The sequence below is a fragment of the Antribacter soli genome (assembly GCF_021568775.1).
In the GTDB taxonomy this organism is placed as follows: Bacteria; Actinomycetota; Actinomycetes; order Actinomycetales; family Cellulomonadaceae; genus Antribacter; species Antribacter soli.
Window position 1 is genome coordinate 175188 of the sequence record NZ_JAKGSG010000029.1, and the last position, 26414, is coordinate 201601.

24 protein-coding genes are annotated in these 26414 nt (G+C 73.0%); 12 read left to right on the forward strand and 12 right to left on the reverse strand.

Going from position 1 to position 26414, the window contains the following annotated elements; translation table 11 throughout:
- Positions 1–135: 135 nt before the first annotated feature.
- On the reverse strand, positions 136–1092 hold the full coding sequence (locus L1785_RS10450; protein WP_308113307.1) for a LacI family DNA-binding transcriptional regulator: 957 nt from the start codon (positions 1090–1092) through the stop codon (positions 136–138).
- Between the two features lie 73 nt (positions 1093–1165).
- Here L1785_RS10450 and L1785_RS10460 point away from each other — a divergent pair, with 73 nt between their 5' ends.
- Positions 1166–2179: a zinc-dependent alcohol dehydrogenase gene (locus tag L1785_RS10460; protein WP_236089198.1), complete on the forward strand. Its 1014-nt coding sequence runs from the start codon at positions 1166–1168 to the stop codon at positions 2177–2179.
- 9 nt (positions 2180–2188) lie between these two features.
- On the opposite strand, the gene L1785_RS10465 is transcribed toward L1785_RS10460, so the two are convergent.
- Both L1785_RS10465 and L1785_RS10470 read right to left on the reverse strand, forming a co-directional pair.
- Entirely contained in the window at positions 2189–2875 is a 687-nt protein-coding gene (locus L1785_RS10465) for an LmeA family phospholipid-binding protein (protein WP_236089199.1), read from the reverse strand.
- Between the two features lie 82 nt (positions 2876–2957).
- Positions 2958–4670, reverse strand: a complete 1713-nt coding sequence (locus L1785_RS10470) for a cellulase family glycosylhydrolase (protein ID WP_236089200.1) — start codon at positions 4668–4670, stop codon at positions 2958–2960.
- 323 nt (positions 4671–4993) lie between these two features.
- Here L1785_RS10470 and L1785_RS10475 point away from each other — a divergent pair, with 323 nt between their 5' ends.
- Positions 4994–6829, forward strand: coding sequence for a lipase family protein (locus L1785_RS10475; protein WP_236089201.1), 1836 nt, complete (start codon positions 4994–4996; stop codon positions 6827–6829).
- 235 nt (positions 6830–7064) lie between these two features.
- On the forward strand, positions 7065–7343 hold the full coding sequence (locus L1785_RS10480; protein ID WP_236089202.1) for a hypothetical protein: 279 nt from the start codon (positions 7065–7067) through the stop codon (positions 7341–7343).
- A 56-nt stretch (positions 7344–7399) separates the two neighbouring features.
- Here the strand turns inward: L1785_RS10480 and L1785_RS10485 are convergent, their stop codons facing one another.
- Complete coding sequence (locus L1785_RS10485) at positions 7400–8641, reverse strand: MFS transporter (protein WP_236089203.1); 1242 nt, start codon at positions 8639–8641, stop codon at positions 7400–7402.
- A gap of 82 nt (positions 8642–8723) precedes the next feature.
- On the opposite strand from L1785_RS10485, the gene L1785_RS10490 reads away from it, so the two are divergent.
- The 3 genes from L1785_RS10490 (at position 8724) to L1785_RS10500 (ending at position 12183) form a co-directional block, all read left to right on the forward strand.
- Positions 8724–9710, forward strand: coding sequence for an ArsR/SmtB family transcription factor (locus L1785_RS10490; protein WP_236089204.1), 987 nt, complete (start codon positions 8724–8726; stop codon positions 9708–9710).
- Positions 9711–9777: 67 nt separating this feature from the next.
- Positions 9778–10527 carry a VIT1/CCC1 transporter family protein gene (locus tag L1785_RS10495; RefSeq protein ID WP_236089205.1) on the forward strand — a complete coding sequence of 250 codons (750 nt, stop codon included), beginning with the start codon at positions 9778–9780 and terminating at the stop codon, positions 10525–10527.
- Between the two features lie 27 nt (positions 10528–10554).
- Positions 10555–12183 carry an ATP-dependent DNA ligase gene (locus L1785_RS10500; RefSeq protein ID WP_236089206.1) on the forward strand — a complete coding sequence of 543 codons (1629 nt, stop codon included), beginning with the start codon at positions 10555–10557 and terminating at the stop codon, positions 12181–12183.
- 24 nt (positions 12184–12207) lie between these two features.
- Here the strand turns inward: L1785_RS10500 and L1785_RS10505 are convergent, their stop codons facing one another.
- The 4 genes from L1785_RS10505 to L1785_RS10520 form a co-directional block, all read right to left on the reverse strand.
- A complete protein-coding gene (locus tag L1785_RS10505; protein WP_236089207.1) occupies positions 12208–12642 on the reverse strand; it encodes a VOC family protein in 435 nt (144 codons plus the stop codon).
- 38 nt (positions 12643–12680) lie between these two features.
- Positions 12681–13589: an intradiol ring-cleavage dioxygenase gene (locus L1785_RS10510; protein ID WP_236089208.1), complete on the reverse strand. Its 909-nt coding sequence runs from the start codon at positions 13587–13589 to the stop codon at positions 12681–12683.
- An 86-nt stretch (positions 13590–13675) separates the two neighbouring features.
- On the reverse strand, positions 13676–14224 hold the full coding sequence (locus L1785_RS10515) for a DUF421 domain-containing protein (RefSeq protein WP_236089209.1): 549 nt from the start codon (positions 14222–14224) through the stop codon (positions 13676–13678).
- 88 nt (positions 14225–14312) lie between these two features.
- Positions 14313–14786, reverse strand: a complete 474-nt coding sequence (locus L1785_RS10520) for a GNAT family N-acetyltransferase (RefSeq protein WP_236089210.1) — start codon at positions 14784–14786, stop codon at positions 14313–14315.
- A gap of 165 nt (positions 14787–14951) precedes the next feature.
- Here L1785_RS10520 and L1785_RS10525 point away from each other — a divergent pair, with 165 nt between their 5' ends.
- The 4 genes from L1785_RS10525 (at position 14952) to L1785_RS10540 (ending at position 21652) form a co-directional block, all read left to right on the forward strand.
- Entirely contained in the window at positions 14952–16010 is a 1059-nt protein-coding gene (locus L1785_RS10525) for an LLM class flavin-dependent oxidoreductase (protein ID WP_236089211.1), read from the forward strand.
- Positions 16011–16185: 175 nt separating this feature from the next.
- Positions 16186–17622 (forward strand): basic amino acid/polyamine antiporter, encoded by a 1437-nt coding sequence (locus L1785_RS10530; RefSeq protein WP_236089212.1) that lies wholly within the window; start codon positions 16186–16188, stop codon positions 17620–17622.
- Positions 17623–17654: 32 nt separating this feature from the next.
- Positions 17655–18914 (forward strand): arginine deiminase, encoded by a 1260-nt coding sequence (locus L1785_RS10535; RefSeq protein WP_236089213.1) that lies wholly within the window; start codon positions 17655–17657, stop codon positions 18912–18914.
- Positions 18908–21652 carry a cation-translocating P-type ATPase gene (locus tag L1785_RS10540; RefSeq protein WP_372461854.1) on the forward strand — a complete coding sequence of 915 codons (2745 nt, stop codon included), beginning with the start codon at positions 18908–18910 and terminating at the stop codon, positions 21650–21652. The genes L1785_RS10535 and L1785_RS10540 overlap by 7 nt, the downstream gene beginning before the upstream one ends.
- 48 nt (positions 21653–21700) lie before the next feature.
- Here L1785_RS10540 and L1785_RS10545 read toward each other — a convergent pair whose 3' ends face one another.
- The 3 genes from L1785_RS10545 to L1785_RS10550 form a co-directional block, all read right to left on the reverse strand.
- The gene (locus L1785_RS10545; protein ID WP_236089215.1) at positions 21701–22171 is read right to left on the reverse strand and encodes an HNH endonuclease; all 471 of its coding nucleotides are present in this window, start codon (positions 22169–22171) and stop codon (positions 21701–21703) included.
- A gap of 168 nt (positions 22172–22339) precedes the next feature.
- Positions 22340–22474, reverse strand: coding sequence for a hypothetical protein (locus tag L1785_RS22815; RefSeq protein ID WP_268915092.1), 135 nt, complete (start codon positions 22472–22474; stop codon positions 22340–22342).
- Positions 22475–22696: 222 nt separating this feature from the next.
- A complete protein-coding gene (locus L1785_RS10550; protein WP_236089216.1) occupies positions 22697–23608 on the reverse strand; it encodes a hypothetical protein in 912 nt (303 codons plus the stop codon).
- Positions 23609–23868: 260 nt separating this feature from the next.
- Between L1785_RS10550 and L1785_RS10555 the strand changes: the two genes are divergently transcribed.
- Positions 23869–24708 carry a metal-dependent hydrolase gene (locus L1785_RS10555; protein ID WP_268915093.1) on the forward strand — a complete coding sequence of 280 codons (840 nt, stop codon included), beginning with the start codon at positions 23869–23871 and terminating at the stop codon, positions 24706–24708.
- A gap of 26 nt (positions 24709–24734) precedes the next feature.
- Positions 24735–26018 (forward strand): benzoate/H(+) symporter BenE family transporter, encoded by a 1284-nt coding sequence (locus tag L1785_RS10560; protein WP_236089218.1) that lies wholly within the window; start codon positions 24735–24737, stop codon positions 26016–26018.
- Here the strand turns inward: L1785_RS10560 and L1785_RS10565 are convergent.
- Positions 26000–26383: a tautomerase family protein gene (locus L1785_RS10565; protein WP_236089219.1), complete on the reverse strand. Its 384-nt coding sequence runs from the start codon at positions 26381–26383 to the stop codon at positions 26000–26002. The genes L1785_RS10560 and L1785_RS10565 overlap by 19 nt on opposite strands.
- Positions 26384–26414 lie beyond the last annotated feature (31 nt).

Sequence of the window (26414 nt, forward strand, 5' to 3'; positions counted from 1 at the left end):
TCCCGCTCGGCAGGCCGCCTCTGTGAAGCCTCGCCTCCGAGTACGCGACGGCGCGACGCACAACCCTGTACGTGAGCGCTAACACCGGACACTTCGGACAACTTAGCGAGGGTTAGTAGTAAGGGTCAAGGACCCTCAGGCGGTCCCGCCGGCCACGACCGTGGCCGGTCCCGGCACGACGTCGGACGCGTCGAGGCCGAGCGCCTGACGGGCCGCGCGGCGGCCGAACGCCTCGGCGTCGACCCGCACGCTCGTGAGCGGCGGGTCCCAGTACGCGCCGTGCTCGGTGGCGTCGAAGCCGATCACGGCCAGGTCGCCGGGCACCTGCTTGCCGAGCGCGCGCAGGGCGGCGAGCACGCGTAGCGCCACGACGTCGTCGAAGGCCGCCACTGCCGTGACCTCGGGGTGCATCGCGAGGAACTCGCCCACCCCAGCCCGGGCCGACTCCACGTCCCGCGGCACGGGCAGCACCTCGAGCTGCACGATCCCGACCGACGCGGCGGCCGCCCGCGCGAGCCGCAGCCGGACCTGCGCGAACGGTGCCGCCTCGACGTCGCCGGGCAGCGCGAACGCGACCACGACGTGCCCCGTTTCCTGCAGATGGGTGAGCTGCGAGCGGGTGTGCGCGCCGAGCCCGTTCACCCACCCCCCATCGGCCGCCGACTCCCACTCGTCGTAGATGCCGGCAAGGTTCACGACCGCGCGGGGCACCACCGCGTCGACCACCGGCTCCAAGGGTGATCCGCCGGCCCGGCGGACGAGGAGCACGTGCCCGTGCCGGCCGAGCTCGTCGTCGAGCCCGCGGGTGTACCCGTCGATGCTGCCTCCGCGGAACAGCGGGTCGAGGTTGAGGAGCACGATCCGGCTGGAGCCCTCGCGCAGCGCGCGGGCGACACCGTGCGGCACGTAGCCCAGCTCGTCGGCGGCGCGCAGCACTCGCTCCCGCGTGGCCGCGGAGATGGTCTGGTGCGGAGCGTCGTTGAGCACGAAGCTCACCGTCGACGGCGAGACGCCGCTCGCCGCCGCGACGTCCCGCATGGTCGCGCGCTTCGTCGCGCGCTTGGCAGTACGCCCCTTCTTCTCATCCTCCACGCCGCCATGGTACGGTCCACTAATTCGAATTAGCAACGCTCGCCGCACCGGCGGGTACACGAAGGAGAGAGTGATGAAGTCCGTCATCGTCAGCGGACCGGGCACCACCGCCATGGTCGAGGTCCCGACCCCCACCGCCGGCCCTCGCGACCTGCTCGTCCGCATCCGTGCGTGCGGCATCTGCGGATCGGACGGCTTCTACGTCTCGAACGGCGGCATCCCGCCGCGACAGGGCGCCACTCCCCTGGGCCACGAGCCCGCCGGCGAGGTCGTCGAGGTCGGCGCCGAGGTGGAGGGCGTGGAGGTGGGCGACCACGTGGTCCTCAACCCCATCGCCTCCCGCGACGACATGATCGGCAGCGGCGGCCCGGCAGGCGCCCTGTCCGAGTACGTGCTCGTCACCGAGGCGCGCGCCGGCCACAGCTTCGCGGTCATCCCGGACCACATCCCGTTCGACGTCGCGGCCCTCAACGAGCCCATGGCCGTCGCCCGCCACGCGGTGAACCGCACGGCCCCGAAGCCGGGCGACAAGGTCGTCGTGTTCGGCGCCGGCCCCATCGGCCTGGGCGCCGCCATCGGCTACAAGCTCAGCGGCGCGTCGAGCGTCGTCGTCGTCGACATCATCCCGTCCCGGCTCGAGAAGGCCCTCGCTGTGGGCGCGGACGCCGTCGTCAACTCGGCGGAGGAGGACGTGATCGAGCGCCTCACCGAGCTGCACGGCACCGGCACCACCGCCAGTGGCAGGCCGCGCGTCGGCACCGACATCTACCTGGACGCCGCGGGCGTTCCCGTCGTGATCGAGACCGCAGTGAAGGCCGCCAAGCACCGCGCCTGCCTCGGCATCGTCGCCGTGCACAAGAAGCCGGTCCCGGTCGACTTCTCCGACGCGCTCGCCGCCGAGCTCGACATCGTGCTCTCGATGGGCTACCCGACCGAGATCTTCGAGGTCACCCGCGAGATCGTCGACCACTGGGAGAAGTTCGCGATCATCATCTCCGACCGGTTCCCGTTCGAGCAGGCCCTCGAGGCGCTCGAGAAGGCGAGCACTCCGGGCGCGGCGGACAAGGTGGTCGTCACCTTCGGCTGACGGGGTCCGTCAGGACGCGACAAGCTCCTCGAGCGCGACGCCGGTGCCGCTCACCTCGACGCGTACCGACCCGTCGACGACCTCGACGGCGTCGAGCGCGACACCCTCGGGCAGGGCGAGCGGCACCTCGATGCCGGTGAGGGCAGCGGCGACGGCGCTCGGCAGCTCGTCGACGGGCCGCGGTCCGGACCCGGTGTCGACCGAGACGATGTCGATCGCGAGGGTGTCCGGGTCCGCGACCCGCGGGCGGCCCGCCACAGCCAGAGTGAGCCCCAGGACCTGACCGGACAGGACGAGGGTGTCCCCCTGCGTGCCGAGGTCGGCTTCGAGCCGGGTCTGCTCCCGCAGCGCCTGCTCGAGCACGTCCACGGCGAGCAGGCCCGAGGCCGTCCCCGTCCGGATGACGTACGGCGAGGCGATGCCCACGCCTCGCGCGTCGACGACGAGGTCGGTGACGAGGTAGCCGCCGAACGACGCCGTGCCGGCCGAGCCCGTCGCGTGCGTCAGTTCACCGCGCGCCACCTGGGTGAGGAACGGGAAGTCCGTGATGTCGAGGCTCGCGCCGGTGACGTCGACCTGCTGCTCGAACGCCGCGACCATGGCGCGTTCTGTGACCCTGACCGCGACGCGGTCGGCGACGACGAGGAGCGCGAGCAGCACGGTCACGGTCAGGAACAGTCCTGCTGCACGCCTCATGGTCAGCCACCTTAGGGTCAAGAGAGAGCCTCCGGGTGGGAACCCACCCGGAGGCTCTCGCGCCTTGTTGCGACGCCGGTCGTCAGCCGACGGTGCCGGTGACCGCCGACCCCTGCCGGACGACGGTGTACCGGACGGTCTCGCCGCTCCAGAAGTGGAACGTCAGCGTAACCGGCGCCCCGTCGGTGACCTCGGCGAAGAACGCCGGGCGCAGCAGGATCCGGCCGGCCCCCTCGTCGGGCGCGAACGTGACGTCGAACTCCTTGAAGGACGTCCAGCTGTGCGGGCCGGCGTTCGACCCGTCGAGGTAACGCGCCTCCATCGTGGCGAGCCGGTCGCCGTTGAACGCGGTCGGCACGGCGAAGTCCGCCGTCGTCCCGACGGCGCCCTGCAGCACCGGCGTGTCGAAGCCGATCACCTTGATCTGCCACGGCAGCCCGCGCGAGTACTTCACGGTGAGCTCGGCGCGCGTCCCGTACTGGCCGTCGCCGGCGAGGCGCCCGAGGAGCGCGGCCGAGAGCGTGAGCGCGGCACCGGACAGCGTGTAGTCGCGGCCCGCCTTGAGCGCCTGCGTCCCCAGGTACAGGGTGCGGAACGACGTGCCGTTCGGGTTGAGGGTCACCGTCTGCGCCGTCACGGCGCCCGCGCGGACGAACACCTGGTCGGTGGACGCCGTGCCCGACCGCATGGTCCAGCTCGACGAGATGTAGCCGAAGAGCTGCGGGTCCCGCCACACGAACGCCGTGCGGTCGAAGTGCTGACCGTTGTCCCACAGCATCGTCGTGATGCCCGTCGTGCGCGCCTGGTGACCCAGGGCCTCGAAGAACTTCAGCTTCTCGCCCTGCTCGATCGTGCCGGTGTGGCGGTCGAAGCCCAGGAGGCCGTACTCGCCCAGGATCACCGGGATCCCGTTCGCGACGAAGGTGTCGCGCACCCGCGTGAACGTACCGGTGAGGTCCTGCTGCGCCGTCGCGTCGAACCGGGTGCCGCCGGCCACGTTCACGCTGAACGGCCAGTAGCCGTAGTAGTGGAAGGTGGCGGCGAGGTTCGGGTCGGCCAGCGCCGTGAACGTCGCGGCGAGCGCGTCGAGCCGTCCCTGGTCCGCGTTGGTGTGGAGCGTGGGGAGCACGAGCACGCGATCCGCGTTCGCACCGCCCGACGAGCGCACCACCTGGTGGAACACGGTGTTGAGCTCGTTCAGGAGCGCGTAGCTCTGGTCGTCGCCGGTGACGCCTGCGAACTGCGGCTCGTTGATGCTCTCGAACAGCAGCGTGCGCGGGTAGTCGCGGAACCGCTGCGCGAGCTGCTCCCAGGTCGAGGTGAACTGCGCCAGCACCTCGTCGTGCCGGGTCGGCATCTGGTTCGTCCACATCCACGAGTCGTGGTGCAGGTCGAGAAGCACCATCAGGTCCTCGGCGAGCGCCAGGTCCACGACCTCCTGGACGCGGGCGAGCACGACCGGGTCGATCGTGTAGCCAGGAGCCGCGCCCTGGTACTGGCCCAGCGTGACGGGGATGCGGACGCTGTTGAATCCCTGCTTCTCGATCTGGTCGAACTGCGCCTGCGTGACGCGGGGGTTGCCCCAGGCGGTCTCGTCGGCGCCGACGGCGTCGAGCGTGTTGCCGAGGTTCCACCCGGGCTGCATGGCGGCGACGGTCTCCGCCGCCGCCGACGTCGGCGCGGCGGACGGACGGCGCTCAGGTGTCGTCTGCGCGCCGGCGGGGACGGCGAGGCTCGCCGACAGCGCCAGCCCGGCCGCCAGAGCGGCGAGCTTCTTCCAAGGGGGTCTCTTCACGGGATGCCCTTCTTCGCGCACATGTGGCGCTCGAAAGGGGCGGTTGGCTCCCCGTCGAGCGCGCCTTGGGTAATGAGCGACGATCGCTCGCCGCATCGTGGCCGGCCCAGCATCAGCGTCGACGGGGCCACTCCGTTGAAGCGCTTCGACAAAAGTAGGGCGGCGATGGCAGGGATGCAAGCCCCAATACTGGGGAATTCGGGCTGGAAGTGGCGTCCTGCTGGTCGGCGGCGTCATGTCACAACGGCGGCGGCGTCGAGGCGTTTCGAGGGCGCGCCCCGTCCGACAGGCCCGCGATCCTCATCGCAGGTAAGGTCCCAAAAGTGACCATCACGCACGATCCGCCCGGTACGAGCGAGCCCGCTCCGCCGAACACTCTGGCAACGACGTCCGACGTCGTCCGGGCGCTGGCCGGGCTTGTGACGGCGGCGCTCGGCGTCGTGCTGCTGCTGAACGCACCGTCGTCCGTGCAGGTCGTCATCGCGCTGTCCGGGGCGGGCCTGGTCGTAGCGGGCGTGCCGCTTCTCCTCGGCCGGGGGATCCCGGGCGGGGACTCGGCGCCCGACGTCGCCACGTGGCCGCGGTGGCTCGACCGTGCGGCGGGCGGCGTCCTGGTCGCGCTCGGCGTCACGGTCGTCGCGTGGCGCGTCGCGTCCGTGCGAGTGCTCGCGGCGCTGCTCGCAGCAGGGTTGGTCGTGAGCGGCGTCACGGCGATCGTCCGCGCGGTGCGGGGGTCCCGCGACGATCGCGTCGCCGGAGGCCTGCTCGGCGGCGCTTCGGTCGCCATCGGGCTGTTCGTGCTGGTGTGGCCCAAGCTGTCGCTCTTCCTCGTCGGGTTGCTCATCGGCGCCTGGCTGGTCCTGACGGGGCTCACGCTCGTGATCCGCACCGTCCGGGGCGGCCGACGGCGCGGCCCGGCGCCGGGCACAGCCGACGGTGGTGCGCGGCGGCGGCGCCTGCGGCGGTGGGCACACACCGCGGGCGGCGCGCTGGCGCTCCTCGTCGCGGTCGCGCTGCTCGGTGCGACCGCGCTGCTGTACCGGGGCGACCCGCGCATCGCCCCCGACGCGTTCTACACGCCGCCGCAGTCGGTGCCCGAGGAGCCCGGACGGCTCATCCGGTCCGAGCAGATGACGGACGTCGTCCCGGACGGGATGCAAGCCTGGCGCATCCTCTACACGACGACGGACGGAGCCGGCGAGCCCCAGGTAGCGAGCGGCACCGTGCTCGCCGCCGAGGCTTTGCCCGACGGCCCGCGGCCGGTCCTCTCGGTCGCGCACGGCACCGTGGGAATCGTCCCGCGGTGCGCGCCGTCGCTGTCCGCCTCGCCCTTCCCCGACGATGCGGCGGCACCCCAGGCGCAGATGGTCGCCGAGGGCTGGGTCGTGGTGGCCTCGGACTACGTCGGCCTGGGGACGGCCGGGCCCCACGCGTACCTCGTCGGCCCGGACGCCGCGCACAACGTCCTCGACGCACAGCGTGCGGCCGACGAGCTCGACGGTGTCGACCTGTCCGCCCGGACCGTCGTGTGGGGCCACTCGCAGGGCGGCCACAGCGCTCTGTGGACCGGGATCGTCGCACCCGACTACGCACCGGAGATCGAGCTGCTCGGCGTGGCCGCCCTGGCGCCCGCGTCCGACCTGCACGCGCTCGCGGAGGGCGTCAAGGCGACGACCATGGGCAAGGTCATCTCCGCGTACATCGCGAAGTCCTGGGCCGACTACTACCCCCAGCTCGAGCTCACCGCGATGGTGACCCCGGGGTACGGGCCGATCGTCCGGTTGATCGGCAACCGCTGCGCCGCCACGGTGGGCGACGCGCTCGCCGGGATCGCGACCGCGACGCAGCTGTCGCAGGAGATCTTCCGCCCGGACCAGATCGACGGCGAGGCGGGACAGCTGCTGCGGGTGAACAGCCCGACCGGAATGATCGCCGCGCCGGTGCTCATTGGCCAGGGCACGGCGGACGGGCTCGTCCTGCCCGCACAGCAGCGCGACTTCGTGGCGGCACGGTGCGCCGCCGGCCAGGCGATCGACTTCCGGGAGTACTCAGGCCTCAGCCACCTGTCGCTGGTCGAGACCGACTCACCCCTGACGGCGGAGCTCCTGGCGTGGACGAACGCCCGGCTCGCCGGCGAGGCGCCGACGCCGACCTGCTGAGGCAGGTCGCGCCGGGGGGGGGGGGGGGGGGGGGGGGGGTGGGGGGGGGGCGCGGGGGCGGGGGGGGGGGGGGGGTGGGCCCCCCCCCCCCCCCCCCCCCCCCCCGACCCCGGGCGACCCGGCCCGGGCAACCCGGCCTCAGGCGAACCCGACCCCGGAAGGCGTGGTGCGCACGGACAGCAAGGCATCGGCGCGGTCCTTCGACCCCGGCCGTGCGTCCCGCTAGATTTCCCGCGTGAACATCACCGAACGAGTCGACGCCGCCATCGCGACAGCCGTGTACGACGTCGTACTGCCGATCGACACCATGGGCGTGACCTTTTCCGACGACGATCTCGCAGCCGTCGCCGAGGCGTACGCGGCCGACCCGGCCGCGACGATCGAGGCGGCCGACGTGCGGTTCGCACAGCACATGGACGCCGCGACCGCTGCCGCGTCGGACGACGACGCCGAGGAGGCGACCCTCCGCGCCCGGGCGGCGCTCGCCCTGAAGGAGCGCCTGGAGTCGCTGTGAGCCCGCGGACCGGAGCCGGCGCCCGCTGAGCCCCACCCACCGCGCTACGCCGGCATCTACCGCCCCGGCACCTCGGCGAGCGGCACCCCCGCGAGCGGGACGTCGTCGGGCAGCGCGAGCCGGCGCTCGACCGCGCCGCGCAGGAGGAGGACGGCCGACGAGGCGGCCAGGCCGGCCCCGAGGGTCAGCCACCAGACCGCCGGCCCGGCCGTGTAGAGCGCGACGCCGCCGGTCAGGGCGGCGAAGCGGCCCACGCCCCACGTCCACTGGAAGGCGCCCTGGTAGCGACCACGGGCATCTGCCGGCGCGAGGTCGGCGACGACGGCGGCGGCGATCCCGCCAGCGATCACCTCCCCGGCCGACCACACGAGCACCGTCAGCCCGAAGGTGAGCGCGTCGTGAGCGAGGCCCGTCGCCGCGACCCCTACCGTGACCAGCACGCCCGAGGCCGCGAGCGCCGGGAGCTGCGGGAGCCGGGCCACGCGCGCGGCGGCCCAGGGCTGGAGCAGCACGACGACGACGGCGTTCACCGCGGCCAGCGCGCCGTAGACGGTGGGCGGGAGCCCGGCGTCGCGCACGGCGAGCGGGAGCACCGACTCCGTGAGCGAGTAGACGAACAGCTGGACGCCGAGGACCACGAGCAGGACCAGCATCAGGCGGTCCCGGAGCACGACGCCGTACCCCGCGCGCGGGGCGCGCCCAGCACCGCTCCCGGCGTCGGCGGCGGCGGCGACCCGCGGCACGTCGGGTAGGCGCAGCACGACGATGACGGCGAACGCGAGGAACGTGGCGGCGTCGACGGCGAAGAGCAGGCCGTACCCGCGCTCGGCGAGGTAGCCGCCGAGGACGCCCGCGACAGCCGTGCCGACGTTCACGCCCCAGTACTGGAGCGCGTAGGCGCGCTGGCGCAGGCCGGGCGGCGTGGCGTCGGCCACGATCGAGCTCGCGGGGGGCAGGCCGGCCGACGAGGCAGTGCCGAGGAGGAGCGCGGCCCCGGCCATCGTCCACGCGCCGGGCGCCGCGTACAGCAGACCCAAGGCGGCCGCGGCACCCAGGAGCGAGGCGAGCAGTGTCGTCCGGCGCCCGAGCCTGTCGGCCAGGTACCCGCCGAGCACGGGGCCGACGAGTCCGCCCACGCCGAGGGCGCCGAGGACGGCCGGGATCCGCTCGTCGGGGATGCCGCGGTCGCCGAGGAAGTAGACGAGGAACGGGACCACGACGAACCCGAGCCGGTTGACGACGGTCCCGGCGAAGACGGTCCAGACGGCCGGCGGCAGGCCTCGGTAGGAGCTGAGCATGGCCCGAGCCTGCGGGTCCCCGAGCGCGCGACCGAATGATTAAGGTGTCGCTGAATCAGTCACCCCACCTGCAGGAGGAACGATGGACGTACAGGTCCCGTTCACGGCCGACGACGTCGCGCGCACCCGCTTCGCCGTGTCCCCGATGTGGGAGGTCGTCACGAGCTTCCGCCTGCTCACCCGGCCGTCCGCGCCCGCGCCGTACCCCCGCTGGGCAGCCCGCGTGCGCCCGCTCGTCCGGTCGGCGGGGCTCGACCGGGGCCGCCTCGCGGACCTCGTCCCGCCCGACGGGTTCCTGGCGGACCTTCTGACCCCCCTGCCCGCCACCGCCTTCCCCACCCTCGCCGAGGAGCTCGCGGCCATTCGCGCGACGGACCCCGAACACCTGGTCGAGGACCTCGACGCCCTCGTCGCGGACGGCCGCGTCCCGGCCGCACGTCTGGCGCCGCTGCGTGCCGACCCGGCCGCGACGCTCGCCCAGGTGGCCGACGAGGCAGCGCGCTACTGGGAGATCGCGCTCGCGCCCTGGTGGTCGCGGATCACGACGGTGCTCGAGGCGGACGTGTTCCAGCGCGCCCGCTCGGTCGCGGGCCTCGGCGCGGCGCACGTGCTCAACGAGCTGCACGAGTCGGTGAGCTGGGACGAGGGCTCGCTCAACCTCGTCCGCCGTAGCTGCAAGGTGACCCGGCAGGGCGCCGGCGCGGGCCTCGTCCTGGTGCCCTCGGTGTTCCTCCGGGACCGCGTGCTGACGCGGACGACGCCGCCCGACCCGCCCCAGCTCGCCTACCCGGCGTTGGGGGCGGGCACCGTCTGGGAGCCGCGTCCCACGGGACAGCTCGACGCGCTCGCCGCCGTGCTGGGCCGCAGCCGCGCCCTGCTGCTCGCCGAGCTCGACTCCCCCGCCTCGACCACCCAGCTCGCGCAGCGAGCTGGCCTCACCGCGGCGGGCGTGTCCCAGCACCTGACGGCGATGCGGGACGCCGGCCTCGTCAGCGCGCACCGCGCCGGCCGCTCGGTCCTGTACGCGCGGACGGTCACGGCGGACGCCCTCGTCGGCCCTCAGGCCTGAACGGCGCACCGGTTCGGCAAGCCTCTCCTTGCTGGAAACCTCGCCGGGAACCTGTTTGGCTGGTCGCATGTCGACGCAGGCACAGGAAGGGCAGGCCGCCAACCCACCGGCCGCGCACGACGCCGAACCGCACCGGGAGGGGCTGGCCCAGCGGCTGAACTGGCTACGTGCCGGCGTCCTCGGCGCGAACGACGGCATCGTGTCGGTGGCGGCCGTCGTGGTCGGCGTGGCGGGCGCGACGACGCAGAACGCCCCCATCCTCATCGCGGGGCTGGCGGCCCTCGTCGGTGGCGCGATCTCGATGGCGCTCGGCGAGTACGTGTCCGTCAGCAGCCAGAGCGACAGCGAGAAGGCGCTCATAGCGAAGGAGCGCCGAGAGCTCGAGGAGATGCCGGACGAGGAGCTCGCCGAGCTTGCCGGTCTGTACGAGGCCAAGGGCCTCTCCCCCACGACCGCGCGGCAGGTCGCGGTCGAGCTCACCGCGCACGACGCCCTGGGCGCCCACCTGTCCGCGGAGCTGAACATCGACCAGTACGACGTCGTCAGCCCGTGGCACGCCGCCACCGCGTCCGCGCTCGCGTTCACCGTCGGCGGCGTGCTGCCCCTCGCGTCCGTGCTGCTCGTGCCCGAGCCGTGGCGCTCAGCGGTGACCTTCGTCGTGGTCCTGGCCGCCCTGGCCGTGACCGGCGGGATGGCCGCGTGGATCGGCGGCAGCCCCCGGACTCGGTCGATCGCCCGCGTCGTCGTGGGCGGCGCGCTCGCGCTGGGCGCCACGTTCGGGATCGGCTCGCTGCTCGGCGTGGCCGGGGTGGTCTGAGACCCGTCCCCCGGTGACGATGGGGGCATGCTCCTCGCCGACGTCGCCGCCACCTCCGACGCTGTCGCCGCCACCCGGTCGCGACTCGCCAAGCGCGCCGCGATCGCGGAGCTCCTGCGGCGGGCCGCCGATGATTCCGCCGACGACGTCGAGATCGTCGTCGCCTACCTCGCCGGCGAGCTGCGCCAGCGCCGCACCGGTCTCGGCTGGGCGGCCCTGCGCCACCTGCCGCCGCCCGCCACGACGGCGACGCTCACCGTCCGCGACGTGGACGCCGCGTTCGAGGCGATCGCGGCGCTCTCGGGCACCGGTTCCGAGGCGGCGCGTGCGGCGGCGTCGGCCGCGCTGTTCGGCGCGGCGACGGAGCGCGAGCAGGCGTTCCTGCGGGGACTGGTCGCCGGTGAGCTGCGGCAGGGCGCGCTGGACTCCGTCGTCGTCGACGCGGTGGCCGAGGCGGCCGGTGTGCCCGCCGACGCGGTCCGCCGTGCTGTCATGCTCCGGGGCGCCACGGGCCCGGTCGCGAGCGCCGCACTCTTGGCATCGGCGCCGGGCGGGGACCCGCTCACTGTCCTGGCGGGCTTCACGCTGGAGGTCGGGCGGCCGGTGCGGCCGATGCTGGCGCAGTCGGCGCCCGACGTCGGCGCCGCCATCGAGAAGCTCGGCTCGCCGGGCGAGGTCTGCGTCGACGTCAAGCTGGACGGCATCCGTATCCAGGTGCACCGGCTCGGCGACGAGGTGCGTGTTCACACACGGTCTCTCGACGACATCACCGACCGCGTCCCGGAGATCGTCGCCGCGGTGCGCGCCCTGCCGTCGGACCGCCTCGTGCTCGACGGCGAGGCGCTCGCCCTCGGGCCCGACGGCGTCCCGCGCCCCTTCCAGGAGACGGCCGCCCGGTCCGCGACGCGGGAGGCTCGCGAGGCCGCCGCCGGCGCGGCCGGCGATGGGTCCGACGTCGGCGCCTCGGCCGACCCGTCCGATCCCGCCGCTGAGGCGGCCCTTGCGTCCCGGGTCCAGCTGTCCCCGTTCTTCTTCGACGTGCTCCACGCGGACGGCCGTGACCTCGTGGACGCCCCGCTGCGCGAGCGGCTCGCAGTCCTCGACCAGGTCGCGGCGCCGCACACGGTCCGGCGCCTGGTCACGGACGACCCGGCGGCGGCCGCGGACTTCTTCGCGGGCGCCCTGCGCGAGCAGCAGGAGGGCGTCGTGGTGAAGTCGCTGGAGGCGCCGTACGCGGCGGGCCGCCGCGGTGCCGGGTGGGTCAAGGTCAAGCCGCGCCAGACGCTCGACCTCGTGGTGCTGGCCGTCGAGTGGGGCTCGGGCCGCCGGCAGGGCACGCTGTCGAACATCCACCTCGGTGCGCGCGACCCCGAGGGCGGCTTCGTCATGCTCGGCAAGACGTTCAAGGGCATGACCGACGAGATGCTCGCGTGGCAGACCCGCCGGTTCCTCGAGCTCGAGACGACCCGCTCGGGGCACGTGGTCCACGTGCGCCCCGAGCAGGTCGTCGAGATCGCGTTCGACGGGCTGCAGCGCTCTACCCGCTACCCGGGCGGGCTGGCGCTCCGGTTCGCGCGCGTGCTGCGCTACCGCGACGACAAGAGCGCCTCGGAGGCGGACACGATCGACACGGTGCGCTCCCTGGCGGGCTACTAGGGGTGTCTCCCATACGGGCGGCCCTCAGTCGAGGCAGAACTCGTTGCCCTCGATGTCCTGCAGCGTGATGCACGACTCGTTCTCCTCGTCGGCGTACTGCGTCAGCACGTGTGTAGCGCCGAGCGCGAGCAGCCGTGCGGCCTCGGCCTCGAGGGTGGCGAGGCGCTCCTCACCCACGAGCCCGGTGCCGGCCCGCACGTCGAGATGCACCCGGTTCTTGACGACCTTGCCCTCGGGAACGCGCTGGAAGTACAGCCGCGGACCGACACCCGTGGGATCGATGCAGGCGAACCATGCACCCCGATCCTCAGGCGGCAGCGAGCGATCGTATTCGTCCCAGGTGGCGAACCCCTCCGGTGGCGGCGGTACGACGTACCCCAACACCTCGCACCAGAAGCGAGCGACGCGCTCAGGCTCTGCGCAGTCGAAGGTGACTTGGAACTGTCTGACAGACGGCATCGGTCCACCATAGCGGCGCGTTCACGCTCGCCGGCCCGTTACACGGGCACGCGCAGCGTGGCCGTGTAACCCTCGGAGACGGACCCCGTGAGCTTCGCCATCTGCAGGGAGTACCCGTCGGAGAAGACGTTGTCCGAGTCCAGCGAGACCCCGGCGAGGTTCCCGACGGAGCTCTCGTAGCCGTCGGTGGCGTACACGGTCTCGCACACGTCCTGCGGGAACGCGAGCTGGGAGGTGCGCATGCGGTTGGTGGCGGAGGTCGCGTCGGCGAGGGTCGGGTACACCTCGAAGTGGATGTGCGGCCAGCGGCCCGCGTAGCAGCCGGGGAAGATCGACGTGAACGTCACCGTGCCGTTCGCGTCCGCCTCCTGAACGCCGCGCAGGTAGTTCTGGTCCTCGAGGTCGTACATCGAGTACTTCCCGTCCCGGTCGCAGTGCCACGCGTAGACCGCGGCGCCCGCCACGGGGGTGCCGGCGTCGCCCTCCCCGGACACGTCCACGACGGTCATCGTGAACGTCAGCGGGATGCCCTCGGCGGTGCCGCTCGACTCGCCGAAGCTCGTCGTGATGTCGCTGCGCACCACGCCGGTCTCGGTGAGGATGTTCGGCCCGTTCGTGCCGTCGGCCGGGTACGGGCCGTTGGTCTCCTCGGGGATCTCGCCCTCGCCCACGGCGTCCTGCGACACGGCGCCGGGAGCGCCGCCGCCGCCCGTCGGAGGCTGGCCGGGCTGCGCGGCGGCGGAGCTCGTCGCGGTGCTCGACGACGTCGCGTCGCCGGTCGAGCAGGCGGCGAGGGCGACCGTGAGCCCGCCGACACCGAACAGACCGAGCGCGCGGCGGCGGCTGAGGAGGGTGGGCAGGTCGTGCGAGAGGCCGAGGTCGTGCGCCTCGGGCGCGTCGTCGTGGGCAGTATCGGCGTGGTCTGTGGTGCTGCTGTGGCTGCTCATGCTGCGACCGTAGGGACGCCGGCTGGACCCCGCATGGCATGACGCTGTGTCGTCGCTGTGGACGAGCCGGTGCGGGCGGGCCGAGGTCAGTACCGCGCCAGGAGGGCGTCCAGCTTGGCCTCCAGGCGAGCCACGTCGTCGACGGTCGCCGACTGCTCGCCGGGCTTGAGCGTCGCGACGATCGTGCCGCCCGGCTCCACGCTCAGGGTCTCCACCTCGTCGATGCCGTTGGCGTTCTGACGGCGCAGAGCCGCGTCGGCGTCGGCCCGGCGCAGCCCCACCTTGCGCAGCGCCGCGTCGTCCCACGCACCGTTCCGCGCCAGCACCGCCGGTGAACCTTCCAGGAGCCGCGCGAGGCGGTCGCTGCGCAGGACGAGGCGGTCGACGACGGCGTTCATACCGAGCAGCACGACGGCGCCCAGCAGCCCGCCGACGAGCGAGTTGTCCGGGCCGATCACTGCGTTCTGCACCACGTTCGACAGGAGCAGCATCACGACGAGGTCGAGGGTGTTGAGCTGCGCGAGGTCCCGCTTGCCCACCAGCCGGAGGAGCAGCGCCAGCCCCAGGTAGACCGCGACGGTCCGCAGGATCTTGTCGGGCGCCGTCACGCCCATGTCCAGGAGGTCGTTCCACATGGTCCCGTTCTACGGGCAGGTGGGCGGGCCTACCCGGCGGCGCGCCCGGCCGGCCTGAAGCCGGCCCGCGCTCGGTCGGCGCCCGCGCTCAGTCGGCCAGGGGCGTCACGTGGGCGTAGTGGATGAAGTCCGCGTCCCGCGCGAAGCCCTCCGACTCGTACAGGGACTGCGCGGCCATGTTGTCCCAGGCGGTCGTGACGGCGACGCGCACCGCACCCGCCGCGGTGGCGCGCTCCGCCGTCGCCCGCACGAGGGCGCGGCCGGCGCCGTCGCCACGCTCGGCAGGGTCGACGAACAGGTCGTTCAGGACCCACACGGGGCCCAGGCTCACTGACGACCACGTCGGGTACACCTGGGCGAAGCCGACGACGTCGTCGGCCCGCCCGTCGTCGCCGTGCACGGCGACGAGCAGGACGCTGTCGCCGGCGTCGCGCCGCGAGAGGAGGAACTCGCGAGCCTGCTCGGCGGGCACCTCCTGCCCGTAGAAGTTCAGGTACTGCAGGAAGAGGTCGACCACGGCGTCGACGTCGGCATCGTTTACGAGTCGGACGTGAAGAGGCACCTCGGCATCATTGCAGGTCATCGTGGCTGTTCGACAGCCCGTCCACGGCGGCCCGCGGATGGCCGCCGACCTGCGCCGACGTCGCACCGCGCCCCGTGCGACGTCGGCGTCGGCGTCGGCGTCGGCGTCGGAACAGGATCGCCGGCGGGACGGTTGTCCCAGGCGATGAACAACCGCACCTCCGGCCTGACGCCGCGACTGTCCGTCCTCGACCTCGTCCCGGTCCGCGCAGGCCAGACCAGCGCGCAGGCGATCGGGGCCTCCCTCGCCCTCGCCGGGCTCGCCGACCGACTCGGGTACACCCGCTACTGGTTCGCCGAGCACCACAACATGGCGGCCGTCGCGGCATCGACGCCGCCCGTCATGATCGCCGCGGCCGCGGCCCGCACGGAACGGATCCGCGTCGGGTCCGGCGGCGTGATGCTGCCGAACCACGCGCCGCTCGTCGTCGCCGAGCAGTTCGCCGCGCTCGAGGCCCTGGCCCCCGGCCGCATCGACCTCGGCCTCGGCCGCGCGCCGGGCAGCGACCCCGTCGTCACCTCGCTGCTGCGCGCGACCGGCCCGACCGCCGACGTCGACCGGTTCCCGCAGCACGTCAGCGACATCCTCGCCCTGATGGGCCCCGAGGGCGCCCGGCTGCGCCTCGTGACCGGCGACGTCTACGACGTGCGGGCGACGCCGGCGGCGGACAGCACCCCGACGGTGTGGCTGCTCGGCTCGTCGGACTACTCGGCGCGCCTGGCGGCCGAGCTCGGCCTGCCGTACGTCTTCGCGAACCACTTCTCCGGGCAGGGGATCGACCAGGTGCTCGCCCTGTACCGCGACGGCTACCGGCCGAGCGAGGCCCACCCGGAGCCGCGCACGTTCCTCACGCTCAACGCCGTCGTGGCCCCCACCGCGGACGAGGCCGACGAGCGCGCGCTGCCGCAGCTGCGCCAGATGGCCCGGCTGCGGACCGGCAGAGCGCTCGGTCCTCTCGAGACCGTCGAAGAGGCGCTCGCCGCGCCTGCCGACGGCCTCGCCCAGGCGGTCGAGGGGATGCGGTCGCGCTGGCTGATCGGCGACCCGGAGCACGCCGCCGCCGAGCTGCGCCGGCTGGCCGACCGCCACGGCGTCGAGGAGGTCATGGTCGTACCCGTGGCCGGCTCGCGCGCGGACGAGCCGCTCGACGCGACGCCCGGCCGGGCCCGGACGCTCGAGCTGCTGGCGGCCGCCCTGGGCTGACTCCCGGGACCTCCCCGACGCCCGTTCCGGACAAGAGGGCCACGGCTACCGATTGCGCCAGGCAAGGGCCGGGCATATGAACGCCTGAGGGGGAACGCCATCTCTCCCGCCCGGTCTCGGACGCGGGTGCGGCCGAGGGCCGGCGTCAGCACGCCCGACCACCGTGGAGACGTCGATGAGCTCAGCCCAGACCCCAGTCCAGGAGCGCACCGCGAAGATCGGCGTGCTCACGCTCACGGCAATGGTCGTCGGCTCGATGGTCGGCGCCGGCGTGTTCTCGCTCCCGGGCCGGTTCGCCGGCGAGACGGGCGTGATCGGCGCGATCGTCTCGTGGGTCGTGGCCGGCCTCGGCATGCTCATGCTCGCCTTCGTCTTCCAGCGGCTGGCGGTCCGCAAACCCAGGCTCGATGCCGGTGTCTACGCCTACGCCAAGGCCGGTTTCGGCGAGTACCTCGGCTTCTTCTCGGCGTTCGGCTACTGGGCGAGCGCCTGCGTCGGCAACGTGACGTACTGGATCCTGATCATGTCCACCGTCGGTGCGGCGGTGCCGGCGCTCGGGGAGGGCGACACCGTCGTCGCCTTCGTCGCGTCCACCGTCTGTGTCTGGGGCTTCTACCTCCTGGTCCGGCGCGGCGTGAAAGAGGCCGCCGCGATCAACCGGGTGGTGACGGTCGCCAAGCTGGTGCCGATCGTGGTCTTCATCCTGCTCGCGCTGTTCCTGCTCGACACCGACGTCTTCGCAGCCAACCTCGACGGCAGCGCCGGCATGGGCTCTCTCTGGGAACAGGTGCGGGGCACCATGCTGGCGACGGTCTTCGTCTTCCTCGGCATCGAGGGGGCGAGCGTCTACTCGCGGCACGCCCGGCGGCGAGAGGATGTCGGGCGTGCCACCGTCCTCGGGTTCCTGGGGGTCCTGGCCGTGTTCGCGTCCGTCACGATCGTCTCGTACGGGATCCTCCCGCTGGACGAGATCGCGGACCTCCGTCAGCCGTCGATGGCCGGGGTGCTCGAGGCGGCGGTCGGCCGGTGGGGTGCCATCTTCGTCAGCGCGGGCCTCATCATCTCCGTCCTGGGCGCGTACCTGGCCTGGACGCTGATGGCGGCGGAGGTCCTGTACGTTGCGGCCAAGGACCGCGACATGCCGCGTTTCCTTGCCAGCACCGACGCCCGGGACGTCCCAGGTCCCGCCCTCCTGCTCACCACGATCCTCATCCAGATCATGCTCGTCGTGACGACCCTCTCGGACGACGCCTTCACGTTCGCCCTCGACCTGACGAGCGCCCTGTCGCTGATCCCGTTCCTGCTGGCCGCGGGCTACGCGCTCAAGCTCGCCGTAGGCCGCTCGGGGAACGACCCGGCGGGACCCGCGCGGGACGTCGTCGTCGCCGTCCTCGCCGTGCTCTACACGGCGTTCCTGCTCGTCGCCGCCGGGCCGACGTTCGCCCTCCTGTCCCTCGTGATCTACGCGCCCGCGACCGTGCTGTTCGCGATGACACGACGCGAGCAGGGACGCGCCGTCTTCAGCAGGGGCGAGCTCGTCATCTTCGTCCTCTCGGTCATCGGCGCCGTCGCCGGGATCGTCGCGCTGGCCACCGGCGTGATCACCATCTAGGAACGCACCCGAACCCCAGGAAGGCACTCCCCATGACGTATGACGACACCGCCTCGACGCCCGCCTACGGAGTGCACTCGGAGGTGGGGCGGCTGCGCAAGGTCCTGGTCTGCGCGCCGGGCCTCGCCCACCGGCGGCTGACGCCGACCAACTCCGACGACCTGCTGTTCGACGACGTGCTCTGGGTCGACCGCGCACAGCAGGACCATGCCGCTTTCGTCGACCAGCTCCGCGCCCGGGACGTCGAGGTGGTCGAGCTGCACCGGCTCCTCGCCGAGACACTGAAGGTACCGGGTGCACGTGACTGGCTCCTCGATCGCAAGATCGTGCCGGGCATCGTCGGCCCGGGCCTCATCGACGGCACCCGTGGCTTCCTGGAGGCGCTGACACCGGAAGAGCTGACGGAGTACCTCGTCGGCGGCCTGGCGACGGAGGACGTCCCCGACCTGCCGGACGGCTACCGCGCACTCGCGGAGTACTCGCCCGACTCCCGCGAGTACCTGATGCCGCCGCTGCCCAACACCCTGTTCACGCGGGACACCACGTGCTGGCTCTACGGCGGCGTCACCCTGAACCCGCTGTACTGGCCGGCGCGGCACGACGAGACGCTCCTCATGAAGGCCGTGTACGAGTTCCACCCGGACTTCGTCGGCTCGACCATCTGGTGGGGCGACCCCGAGCAGGACCACGGGCAGGCGACCTTCGAGGGCGGCGACATCATGCCGGTCGGGAACGGCACCGTCCTCATGGGGATGAGCGAGCGCACCTCCCGCCAGGCGATCACGCAGGTGGCGTCGGCGCTGTTCGCCTCCGGCGCGGCCGAGCAGGTCGTCGTGGCGGGGATGCCGAAGCTCCGGGCGGCCATGCACCTCGACACGGTGATGACGTTCGTCGACGTCGACACGGTGACGATCTACCCGCGGATCGTCGGGGCGATCCACTCGTTCACCCTGCGCCCCGGGGACGGCGCGGGGTCGCTCTCCGTGACCGACGAGGGCTCCACGCCCTTCGTCGACGTCGTCGCCCGGGAGCTCGGGCTGGACGGCCTGCGCGTCATCGAGACGGGGGGTGACGCCTACGAGTCCGAGCGCCAGCAGTGGGACAGCGGCAACAACGCCGTCGCGGTGTCCCCCGGCGTCGTGTTCACCTATGACCGCAACACCACCACCAACGCGCTGCTGCGCAAGGCGGGCATCGAGGTGATCGAGATCGCGGGCGCCGAGCTCGGGCGCGGCCGGGGTGGCGGCCACTGCATGACCTGCCCGATCGTGCGCGACCCCGTGGCATGGTGACCGTCGTGGAGGCCCCCTGGGCGCAGACCGGCGCGGACGCGCTGGCCGCCGTCGGCTCCACCCCGGAGGGCCTCTCGACCGAGCTGGCAGCGCTCGAGCTCGAGCGGTCGGGCCCGAACCGGCTGGCGCCACCGGCCCGCACACCCTGGTGGCGCAGGGTCCTGACGCAGTTCGACGACGTGCTGATCTACATCCTGCTCGCGTCGGCCGCGCTCAAGGCCGTCCTGGGCGAGTGGGTCGACTTCACGGTGATCCTCGCGGTGGCGGTCGTCAACGCCGCGATCGGCCTGATCCAGGAGGGTCGCGCGGAGCGCGCCCTCGACGCCATCCGGGGCATGCTCTCCCTGCATGCCCAGGCGCGGCGCGACGGCGCCTGGACGCTCGTCGATGCCGAGGACCTCGTGCCGGGCGACGTCGTCCGCGTCCGTTCGGGCGACCGCGTCCCCGCCGACCTGCGGATCCTCGACTCGGCCAGCCTGCGGGTGGACGAGTCCGCGCTCACCGGCGAGTCGGTGCCCGCCGGCAAGTCGGCCGGGCCCGTGCCGGCCGACTCGGGGCTCGGCGACCGCACGAACATGCTGTTCTCCGGGACGCTCGTCTCGGCGGGCACCGGCACGGGGGTCGTGGTCGCCACGGGAGCGGGCACCGAGATCGGGCGCATCCAGTCCCTGATCGCCGGGGTCGAGTCCCTCGAGACGCCGCTGTCGCGCACCCTCGCGACGTTCGGCAAGCGGCTCGCGGCGCTCATCCTGGTCATGGCCCTCGTGATGGTCGTGATCGGCCGGGTCTGGCACGACTTCAGCACGTCAGAGCTCGTCTCCGCGGCGATCGGTTTCGCCGTGGCCGCGGTGCCCGAGGGCCTCCCCGCGCTCGTCACGATCACGCTCGCGCTCGGCGTCCAGCAGATGGCGCGCCGGCAGGCGATCACGCGCAGGCTGCCCGCTGTGGAGACGCTCGGGTCGGTGTCGACAGTGTGCTCCGACAAGACCGGGACGCTCACACGGAACGAGATGACGGCCCGGACGGTCCGCACGCGCGCCCACGACGTCACCGTCACCGGGACGGGCTACGCGCCCGACGGCGGGCTGGAGCTCGGGGAGCGGGCCGTCACGCTGGACGAGCTTCCCGACGTGCGCAGCGTCGCGGAGATCATGATGCTCTGCAACGACGCGCGCATCGTGCCGGAGAACGGGGCCGGGGCCGGGTCCGACGGCGGGGCCGGCGCCCGCGCCGCGGGATGGCGGCTCGTGGGCGAGCCGACCGAGGGCGCCCTGCGCGTCCTGGGCCACAAGGCCGGCGTCGACCCGGCCGGATGGCGCCGCCTCGCCGTCGTGCCGTTCGAGTCCGAGACCAAGTACATGGCCGTCCTCGTGGAGGACCCGGCCGGGGAGCGGCACGTCCTCGTCAAGGGCGCACCCGATCAGATCCTCGAGCGGTGCTCCGCCCAGACGGGCCCCCGCGGCCTGCCAGAGCCGCTCGACATCGGCTACTGGTCGGGGCAGATCGAGGACGTCGGCGGCGAGGGGCTGCGTGTCCTGGCCGCCGCCCGGGTCCCGGCCCGGCCGGACGCGACCACGCTCGATCCGTCCGAGGTGGGCTCCGGCCGCCTGGAGCTGGCCGGCATCGTCGGGATCGTCGACCCGCCCCGGCCCGAGGCGATCACCGCCGTCGCCCAGTGCCGGGCGGCAGGCATCCACGTCAAGATGATCACCGGCGACCACGCCGGGACAGCGCTCGCGATCGGCCGCGAGATGGGCCTGGTCCACGGCGACGGGGTCCAGGTGCTGACCGGTGCCGACCTCGAGGCCATGTCGGGCGAGCAGCTGCGCGCCGTCGTGCGCGAGGTCGACGTCTTCGCCCGAACGAGCCCCGAGCACAAGATCCGGATCGTGACGGCGCTGCAGTCCCACGGCGAGGTCGTCGCCATGACGGGCGACGGGGTCAACGACGCGCCGGCGCTCACGCGGGCCGACGTCGGCGTCGCCATGGGCATCAAGGGCACGGAGGCCACGAAGGAGGCCGCGGACGTCGTGCTCGCGGACGACAACTTCGCGACGATCGAGCGGGCGGTCGAGGAGGGTCGGCGGATCTACGACAACCTCCGGCGGTCCGTCATGTTCCTCCTGCCGACCAACGGCGCCCAGTCGCTCGTCATCCTCGTCGCCGTCCTGGCGGGCCTGCCCCTCCCGCTGGAGCCCGTCCAGGTGCTGTGGATCAACATGGTGACGGCCGTGACCCTGTCGCTCGCCCTCGCGAACGAGCGCGCCGAGCCGGGCATCATGACCCGCCTGCCTCGCGACCCGCGGGCCCCGCTCCTCGACGGCGTGCTCGTCCGGCGGATCCTCGTCGTGTCCGTCCTCATCGGCGGCGCCTCGCTCGGCATCTTCTACGTGGAGCGGGCACGGGGCGTGCCGCTCGAGCAGGCGCAGACGACGGCGGTCACGATGCTCGCGCTGGCACAGCTCGCGTACCTGTTCAGCTGCCGCTTCCTGGAGCGCTCGTCCCTCACGACCAAGGTGCTCCGGGGCAACCGCGCGGTCTGGTGGTCGGCGCTCGCGATGATCGCCCTGCAGCTCTTCTTCGTCTACGCGCCGTTCATGCACGCGTGGTTCGGCTCGGCTCCCATCGCGCTGCGCGAGTGGGCGGTCGTGGCCGGGCTCGCCGTCGTCGTCTTCCTGCTGGTGGAAGGTGTGAAGGCGCTGGGCCGCGTCACCCGGCGCCTCACCAGGACGCGCTAGACGAAGGGGTCGCCTCCGTGCAGGAGGCGACCCCTTCGACGTCGGGCCTCAGGCCGCCGCGGCCGCTCTGCGGCGCAAGGTGCGCGCGTACTCCGTCTGCGGGACGTACGGGGTCACGTGCAGCAGCATCCCCGCCTCGGCGGGAGTGCGGTCAGCCTTGAACGAGTTGCACGCGTAGCACGCGGCCACGAGGTTGAGCCAGGTGGAGCCGCCGCCACGAGATCTCGGCAGGACGTGGTCGACCGTCTCGGCCGAGCCGCCGCAGTAGACGCAGGCGCCGTCGCGGCGCTTCACGCCCAGCTTGGTGCACGCCGGTGCACCGTTCGTCTTGTAGAGCCACCGCATGGCCACGTACCGGACGAGCCGCAGCACCCTGGGTAAGGGGAACGGGCCGAACGTCGCGCCGTCGACGGCCTCCTCCACCACGGCGACCTCGCGCACCAGCATGTGGATCGCGTGGCGTACCGAGACCCGGTGCAGCGGCTCGTAGCCGGCGTTGAGGATGAGAACGTCAGCCACGGCCCTGCTCCCTTCTGTCTTTGATCATCGTCTTAATCAGTGTTGACTTCTGGCCGAACTTCGGGCGACGCCGCGGTGAACGCGGCGCCGCCCGGGACGACGAGAGCCGCCCGGGAACGGTTGTCCCGAGGCGGCTCTGACGAACTCTGGTTCCGGCGCGTGCCGGTGTCAGGGTCGTATAGCCGCCCGGATGGCCTCGCGGCCGTCCCACAGGTGCTTCGCGGTCGTCGGGTAGGACGAGGCGGTGGCGTCGCCGACGAGGCCCGGCCGAGGGGCCAGGTTCGTGAGCGCGGTGCGTGCCATCGGGTCTCTTCCTTGTCGTCGTGCGGATGTTCGGTGGTACGTCGAATGCTGACACGGAGGTCCGTGTGTGAAGAAAGGTACACACGCCACCTTGGGACCGTCTATAGGTTTACCGAACCGATACCCAAGAGGCGCCCAAGACGCGCGGCTTGCCCACTTCCGGCACGCAGCGGCGCGTGACCTGGACACGCCGCATCGACCGTGCGGGCGCGACCGGCTCGCTCACCAGCTGCCCACTCCTTGGAGGAACATGTCCGCCTCCTGCACGAGCTCCGCCGTCGGACCGTCGACGAGCGTGTAAGGCCTCAGCTGCCCCAGCACCCCGGCGAGCCATCCGCAGTGGTCCTGGAGCGACGACGTGTCGCCCGACTCGTGGTCCTGCCGGGCGAGGACGAGCAGGGTGCGCGCCCAGTCCGTCCCGTAGTCGCCGAAGCGGTACCGCATCTCGGTCTCCTGGGCCTCGGAAGCCTCGGCGAAGAGATCGTGCGCATGCAGACGGAGCTGCCGGACGGTCCAGGCCTCGTCGGGGGCCTCCGCGCTCAAGTGGTCCGCGAGCGTGAGGTGGGTCCGTGCCAGTTCCACGCGCGCGGAACCCGCACCGGCCGCGGTGATGCCGACCGCCGACAGCCCGCGCGCCTCCTCGGGACTCAACGGCTGCCCCTCCAGGAGGCGGACGGCGGCGGAGCCGAGGATGTCGGCGATGTCGTCCGCGGGCGCGCCCGCCACCGTCCCGGCCAGCTCGGCGCGCCACCGCTCGCCCCGCCCCTCGGCGTCGGCGATCAGCTGGTCATACCTCGCAGGGCTCTGGGGCCGCAGCAATCGGTACAACGCCGCTGCACGGTCGGCCGCGGCCACTGCCTCGGCGACGCGTCCGTTGCGGCCGAGGGCCGACGCGTGGAAGTACTGCGTGGCGGCCTCTCCGTGGAGATGCCGGGGATCGCCGGGCTCCAGCCGCTGCAACGCCAGGACAGCCTTCAGCGACACCTCGCTCAGCATGAGGGCGTCATCCCACCGTCCGGAGGCCCCCTCCGCTTCCGCCGCAGCTCCTGCCTGCGCGACCATCGCCTCGTAGTGCGCGATCGCCTCGTCGTGCCCGTTCTGGCGCTTCGGGCGACCGCGACCGAACAACCCCATGAGAACTCCTTGCGCCGGTGACAGCGGGCGTGTGCCGTGGACCGCCGTCCGCGACCCCGCGGCCGGCGAGCCCGCAGGTGATGTTACGGACACTCCTGACACAACGGCCAGGATGAACGGCCGGGCCGGCACGTGTCGCCCCGCTCCCGGCGTGCTGCGCCCGGCGTGTCGGTGGCTCAGGTTAGGGTTGCCCCCGACCCGGACCAACCGGGACATCGTGACCATCGGGACACCCGGGAAAGTGAGCGAACACCGCCATGATGGGAGGCCACCACGCCGCGTCAGGAGCCGCGGCCTGGGTCGCAGTGACCGCAACGACGCCGATCGCCTTCGGCTGGTATCCCGTCTCCGACGTGGGGATCATGACGGGCGCCATCGTGTGCGCCGGGGCAGCGCTCCTGCCCGACGCGGACCACCACAGCGGCACCATCGCGAACTCGCTGTCGCCGGTGTCCGACGCGGTGGTGAAGGTGGTCGAGACCGTCTCGGGCGGGCACCGCAAGGGCACCCACTCCATCCTGGGCGTCCTCGCCTTCACCGCCATGGCCTGGCTGGTGGGCCTCCTCGCCATCGACACCGGGCTTGAGGGCGACCTCGGGACCATCCTCATCGGCCCCGGCATCGTCTGCGTGCTGCTCGTCGCGTTCGCGCTGAAGGCGCTCAAGATCACGCGGGACACCAAGATCCTGCCGTGGACGGTCTCCCTCACCCTGGCCGTCCTCATCGCGATCTTCGCGCCGAGCGAGTGGTACTGGATGCCGTTCTCCGTGGCGCTCGGCTGCGTCGTGCACATCATCGGCGACATGCTGACCACGCAGGGCGTGCCGCTGGTGTGGCCGCTGAAGTTCCGCTCCCCCACCTGGATGCGCGACGGCCGCGGGCTCGAGCTCGACATGATCTGGCGCAACGGCGGCAACCTCTCCCTGCCGATCCTGGGCGACGCGGGATCCGTGCGGGAGTGGCTGTTCATGACGCCGGTCTCGCTGTACGCCGTCGTCGGCATCGCCTGGGCCGCGCTCGACCAGATGGGCTTCGACACCATGGCGGTGTGGGACGGCCTCGTCAACGGCATCGGGGACCTGGTCACCTCCTGGTTCTGACCGTCCGGCCGGGTTAGGGTCCGGCCATGACCGCCGAGCCCCGGACCCACCGGACCGCGCCCGTGGTGGCCGGCCTCCTCACCGCCCTCGTCGGCTTCACCAGCTCGTACGCCGTCGTGCTCGCCGGGCTGCGGGCCGTCGGCGCCTCACCCGAGCAGGCTGCGTCCGGGCTCCTCGTCGTGTGCCTCACCCAGGCGCTCGGCATGCTGTGGCTCACCGCCCGGCACCGCCTCCCGCTCACGCTCGCCTGGTCCACGCCCGGTGCCGCGCTGCTCGCCGGTACAGGGATGGTCGACGGCGGGTGGCCGGCCGCCGTCGGCGCGTTCTGCCTCGTCGGCGCGCTGATCCTCGGCACCGCCGCGTGGCCGCGCCTCGGCGCCCTGATCGCCGCGATCCCGGTCCCGATCGCCCAGGCCATGCTCGCGGGCGTCCTCGTCTCGCTGTGCCTGGAGCCGGTGCGGGCGTTCGCCGCGCACCCGCTGCTCGTGGGGCCGGTCGTGCTGACCTGGCTCGTGCTGCTCCGCCTCGCGCCGCGCTGGGCCGTCCCGGCGGCGTTCGCGGTGGCCCTCGTCGTGCTCGGCGCAAGCGCGGCCCGCGACGGCGGAGTCACCGGCGCCCTCCTCCCCCAGCTCGCGTGGACGACGCCGGAGCTTACCTGGGCCTCCGCGCTCGGGATCGCGCTGCCGCTCTTCGTCGTGACGATGGCCTCGCAGAACGTGCCCGGCGTCGCCGTCATGGCGTCCTACGGCTACCGGGTCCCGTGGCGGGAGACGATGGTCGTCACCGGGCTCGGCACCGCCGCCGGGGCACCCGCGGGCGGCCATGCGATCAACCTGGCCGCCATCACTGCCGCGCTCGCCGCGTCGCCCGACGCGCACCCGGATCCGCGGCGCCGCTGGGTCGCCGCACACACCGCCGGCTGGGCGTACCTCGTGCTGGCGCTGCTCTCGGCCGCGCTCACCGCGCTCGTGAGCAGCGGGCCGGACGGCGTGGTCGAGACCGTCGCAGGGCTTGCGCTCCTCGCCACCCTCGGGTCGTCCCTCGCCGCTGCGGCAGGTCCCGCCGACGGGCGCGAGTCGGCCGTCGTCACGTTCGTCGTGGCCGCCAGCGGCGTGACGTTCCTCGGCATCGGCGCCGCGTTCTGGGCGCTCGCCGCCGGGCTCGCGGTCCGGTGGGCGCTCTCGTTCCGGCGTCGCGGGACTCCCTCGGCCGACGCGGCGTCCGGCGGCGCCGAGCGCGACGCGGAGCCCGAGACCGACGCGGCAGCGGTGCCCGACGCGGAGCCCGAGCCTCAGACGTCGACGCGGTAGGTCAGCGCCAGCTCGTCCCCCGACCGGCCCCGGATTCCCCAGTTCTCCCGCGGGCTCTCGATCACCACGAGCTCAAGGTCGTCGGCGGCCAGTCCCAGGACGGGGGCGACGTCGTCGTACATCGCGGCGACCAGCGCGCGCTTCGCCTCCCGGCTGCGCCCCGCGAAGCAGACGACCTCGACGACGAGGTAGGCGGCGGAGCGGGGAGCAACCAGGTCGCCGTCGTCCAGCAGGAGGAAGCGGTGGAACCGCTTGTCCTGCGGGAGCTGCCAGGTCTTGACGAGCGCGGCGTGCAGCGCGTCGGACACCTCCGCCCGGCGACCGCCCCACACCGACCGGTTCCCGTAGATCTTCACCTGCGCCATGCGGGAACGCTAGCGCCCTGACGGGTCGAGG

What these genes read in the sequence shown, in the direction of transcription:
- L1785_RS10505 (WP_236089207.1), bottom strand. Translation starts at nt 12,642, where the DNA reads ATGCCGTCTGTCAGACAGTTCCAAGTCACCTTCGACTGCGCAGAGCCT.
- L1785_RS10525 (WP_236089211.1), top strand. Translation starts at nt 14,952, where the DNA reads ATGAACAACCGCACCTCCGGCCTGACGCCGCGACTGTCCGTCCTCGAC.
- L1785_RS10485 (WP_236089203.1), bottom strand. Translation starts at nt 8,641, where the DNA reads ATGCTCAGCTCCTACCGAGGCCTGCCGCCGGCCGTCTGGACCGTCTTC.
- L1785_RS10515 (WP_236089209.1), bottom strand. Translation starts at nt 14,224, where the DNA reads ATGTGGAACGACCTCCTGGACATGGGCGTGACGGCGCCCGACAAGATC.
- L1785_RS10500 (WP_236089206.1), top strand. Translation starts at nt 10,555, where the DNA reads ATGCTCCTCGCCGACGTCGCCGCCACCTCCGACGCTGTCGCCGCCACC.
- L1785_RS10535 (WP_236089213.1), top strand. Translation starts at nt 17,655, where the DNA reads ATGACGTATGACGACACCGCCTCGACGCCCGCCTACGGAGTGCACTCG.
- L1785_RS10560 (WP_236089218.1), top strand. Translation starts at nt 24,735, where the DNA reads ATGACCGCCGAGCCCCGGACCCACCGGACCGCGCCCGTGGTGGCCGGC.
- L1785_RS10555 (WP_268915093.1), top strand. Translation starts at nt 23,869, where the DNA reads ATGGGAGGCCACCACGCCGCGTCAGGAGCCGCGGCCTGGGTCGCAGTG.
- L1785_RS10490 (WP_236089204.1), top strand. Translation starts at nt 8,724, where the DNA reads ATGGACGTACAGGTCCCGTTCACGGCCGACGACGTCGCGCGCACCCGC.
- L1785_RS10460 (WP_236089198.1), top strand. Translation starts at nt 1,166, where the DNA reads ATGAAGTCCGTCATCGTCAGCGGACCGGGCACCACCGCCATGGTCGAG.
- L1785_RS22815 (WP_268915092.1), bottom strand. Translation starts at nt 22,474, where the DNA reads ATGGCACGCACCGCGCTCACGAACCTGGCCCCTCGGCCGGGCCTCGTC.
- L1785_RS10495 (WP_236089205.1), top strand. Translation starts at nt 9,778, where the DNA reads ATGTCGACGCAGGCACAGGAAGGGCAGGCCGCCAACCCACCGGCCGCG.
- L1785_RS10550 (WP_236089216.1), bottom strand. Translation starts at nt 23,608, where the DNA reads ATGGGGTTGTTCGGTCGCGGTCGCCCGAAGCGCCAGAACGGGCACGAC.
- L1785_RS10540 (WP_372461854.1), top strand. Translation starts at nt 18,908, where the DNA reads ATGGTGACCGTCGTGGAGGCCCCCTGGGCGCAGACCGGCGCGGACGCG.
- L1785_RS10530 (WP_236089212.1), top strand. Translation starts at nt 16,186, where the DNA reads ATGAGCTCAGCCCAGACCCCAGTCCAGGAGCGCACCGCGAAGATCGGC.
- L1785_RS10565 (WP_236089219.1), bottom strand. Translation starts at nt 26,383, where the DNA reads ATGGCGCAGGTGAAGATCTACGGGAACCGGTCGGTGTGGGGCGGTCGC.
- L1785_RS10510 (WP_236089208.1), bottom strand. Translation starts at nt 13,589, where the DNA reads ATGAGCAGCCACAGCAGCACCACAGACCACGCCGATACTGCCCACGAC.
- L1785_RS10465 (WP_236089199.1), bottom strand. Translation starts at nt 2,875, where the DNA reads ATGAGGCGTGCAGCAGGACTGTTCCTGACCGTGACCGTGCTGCTCGCG.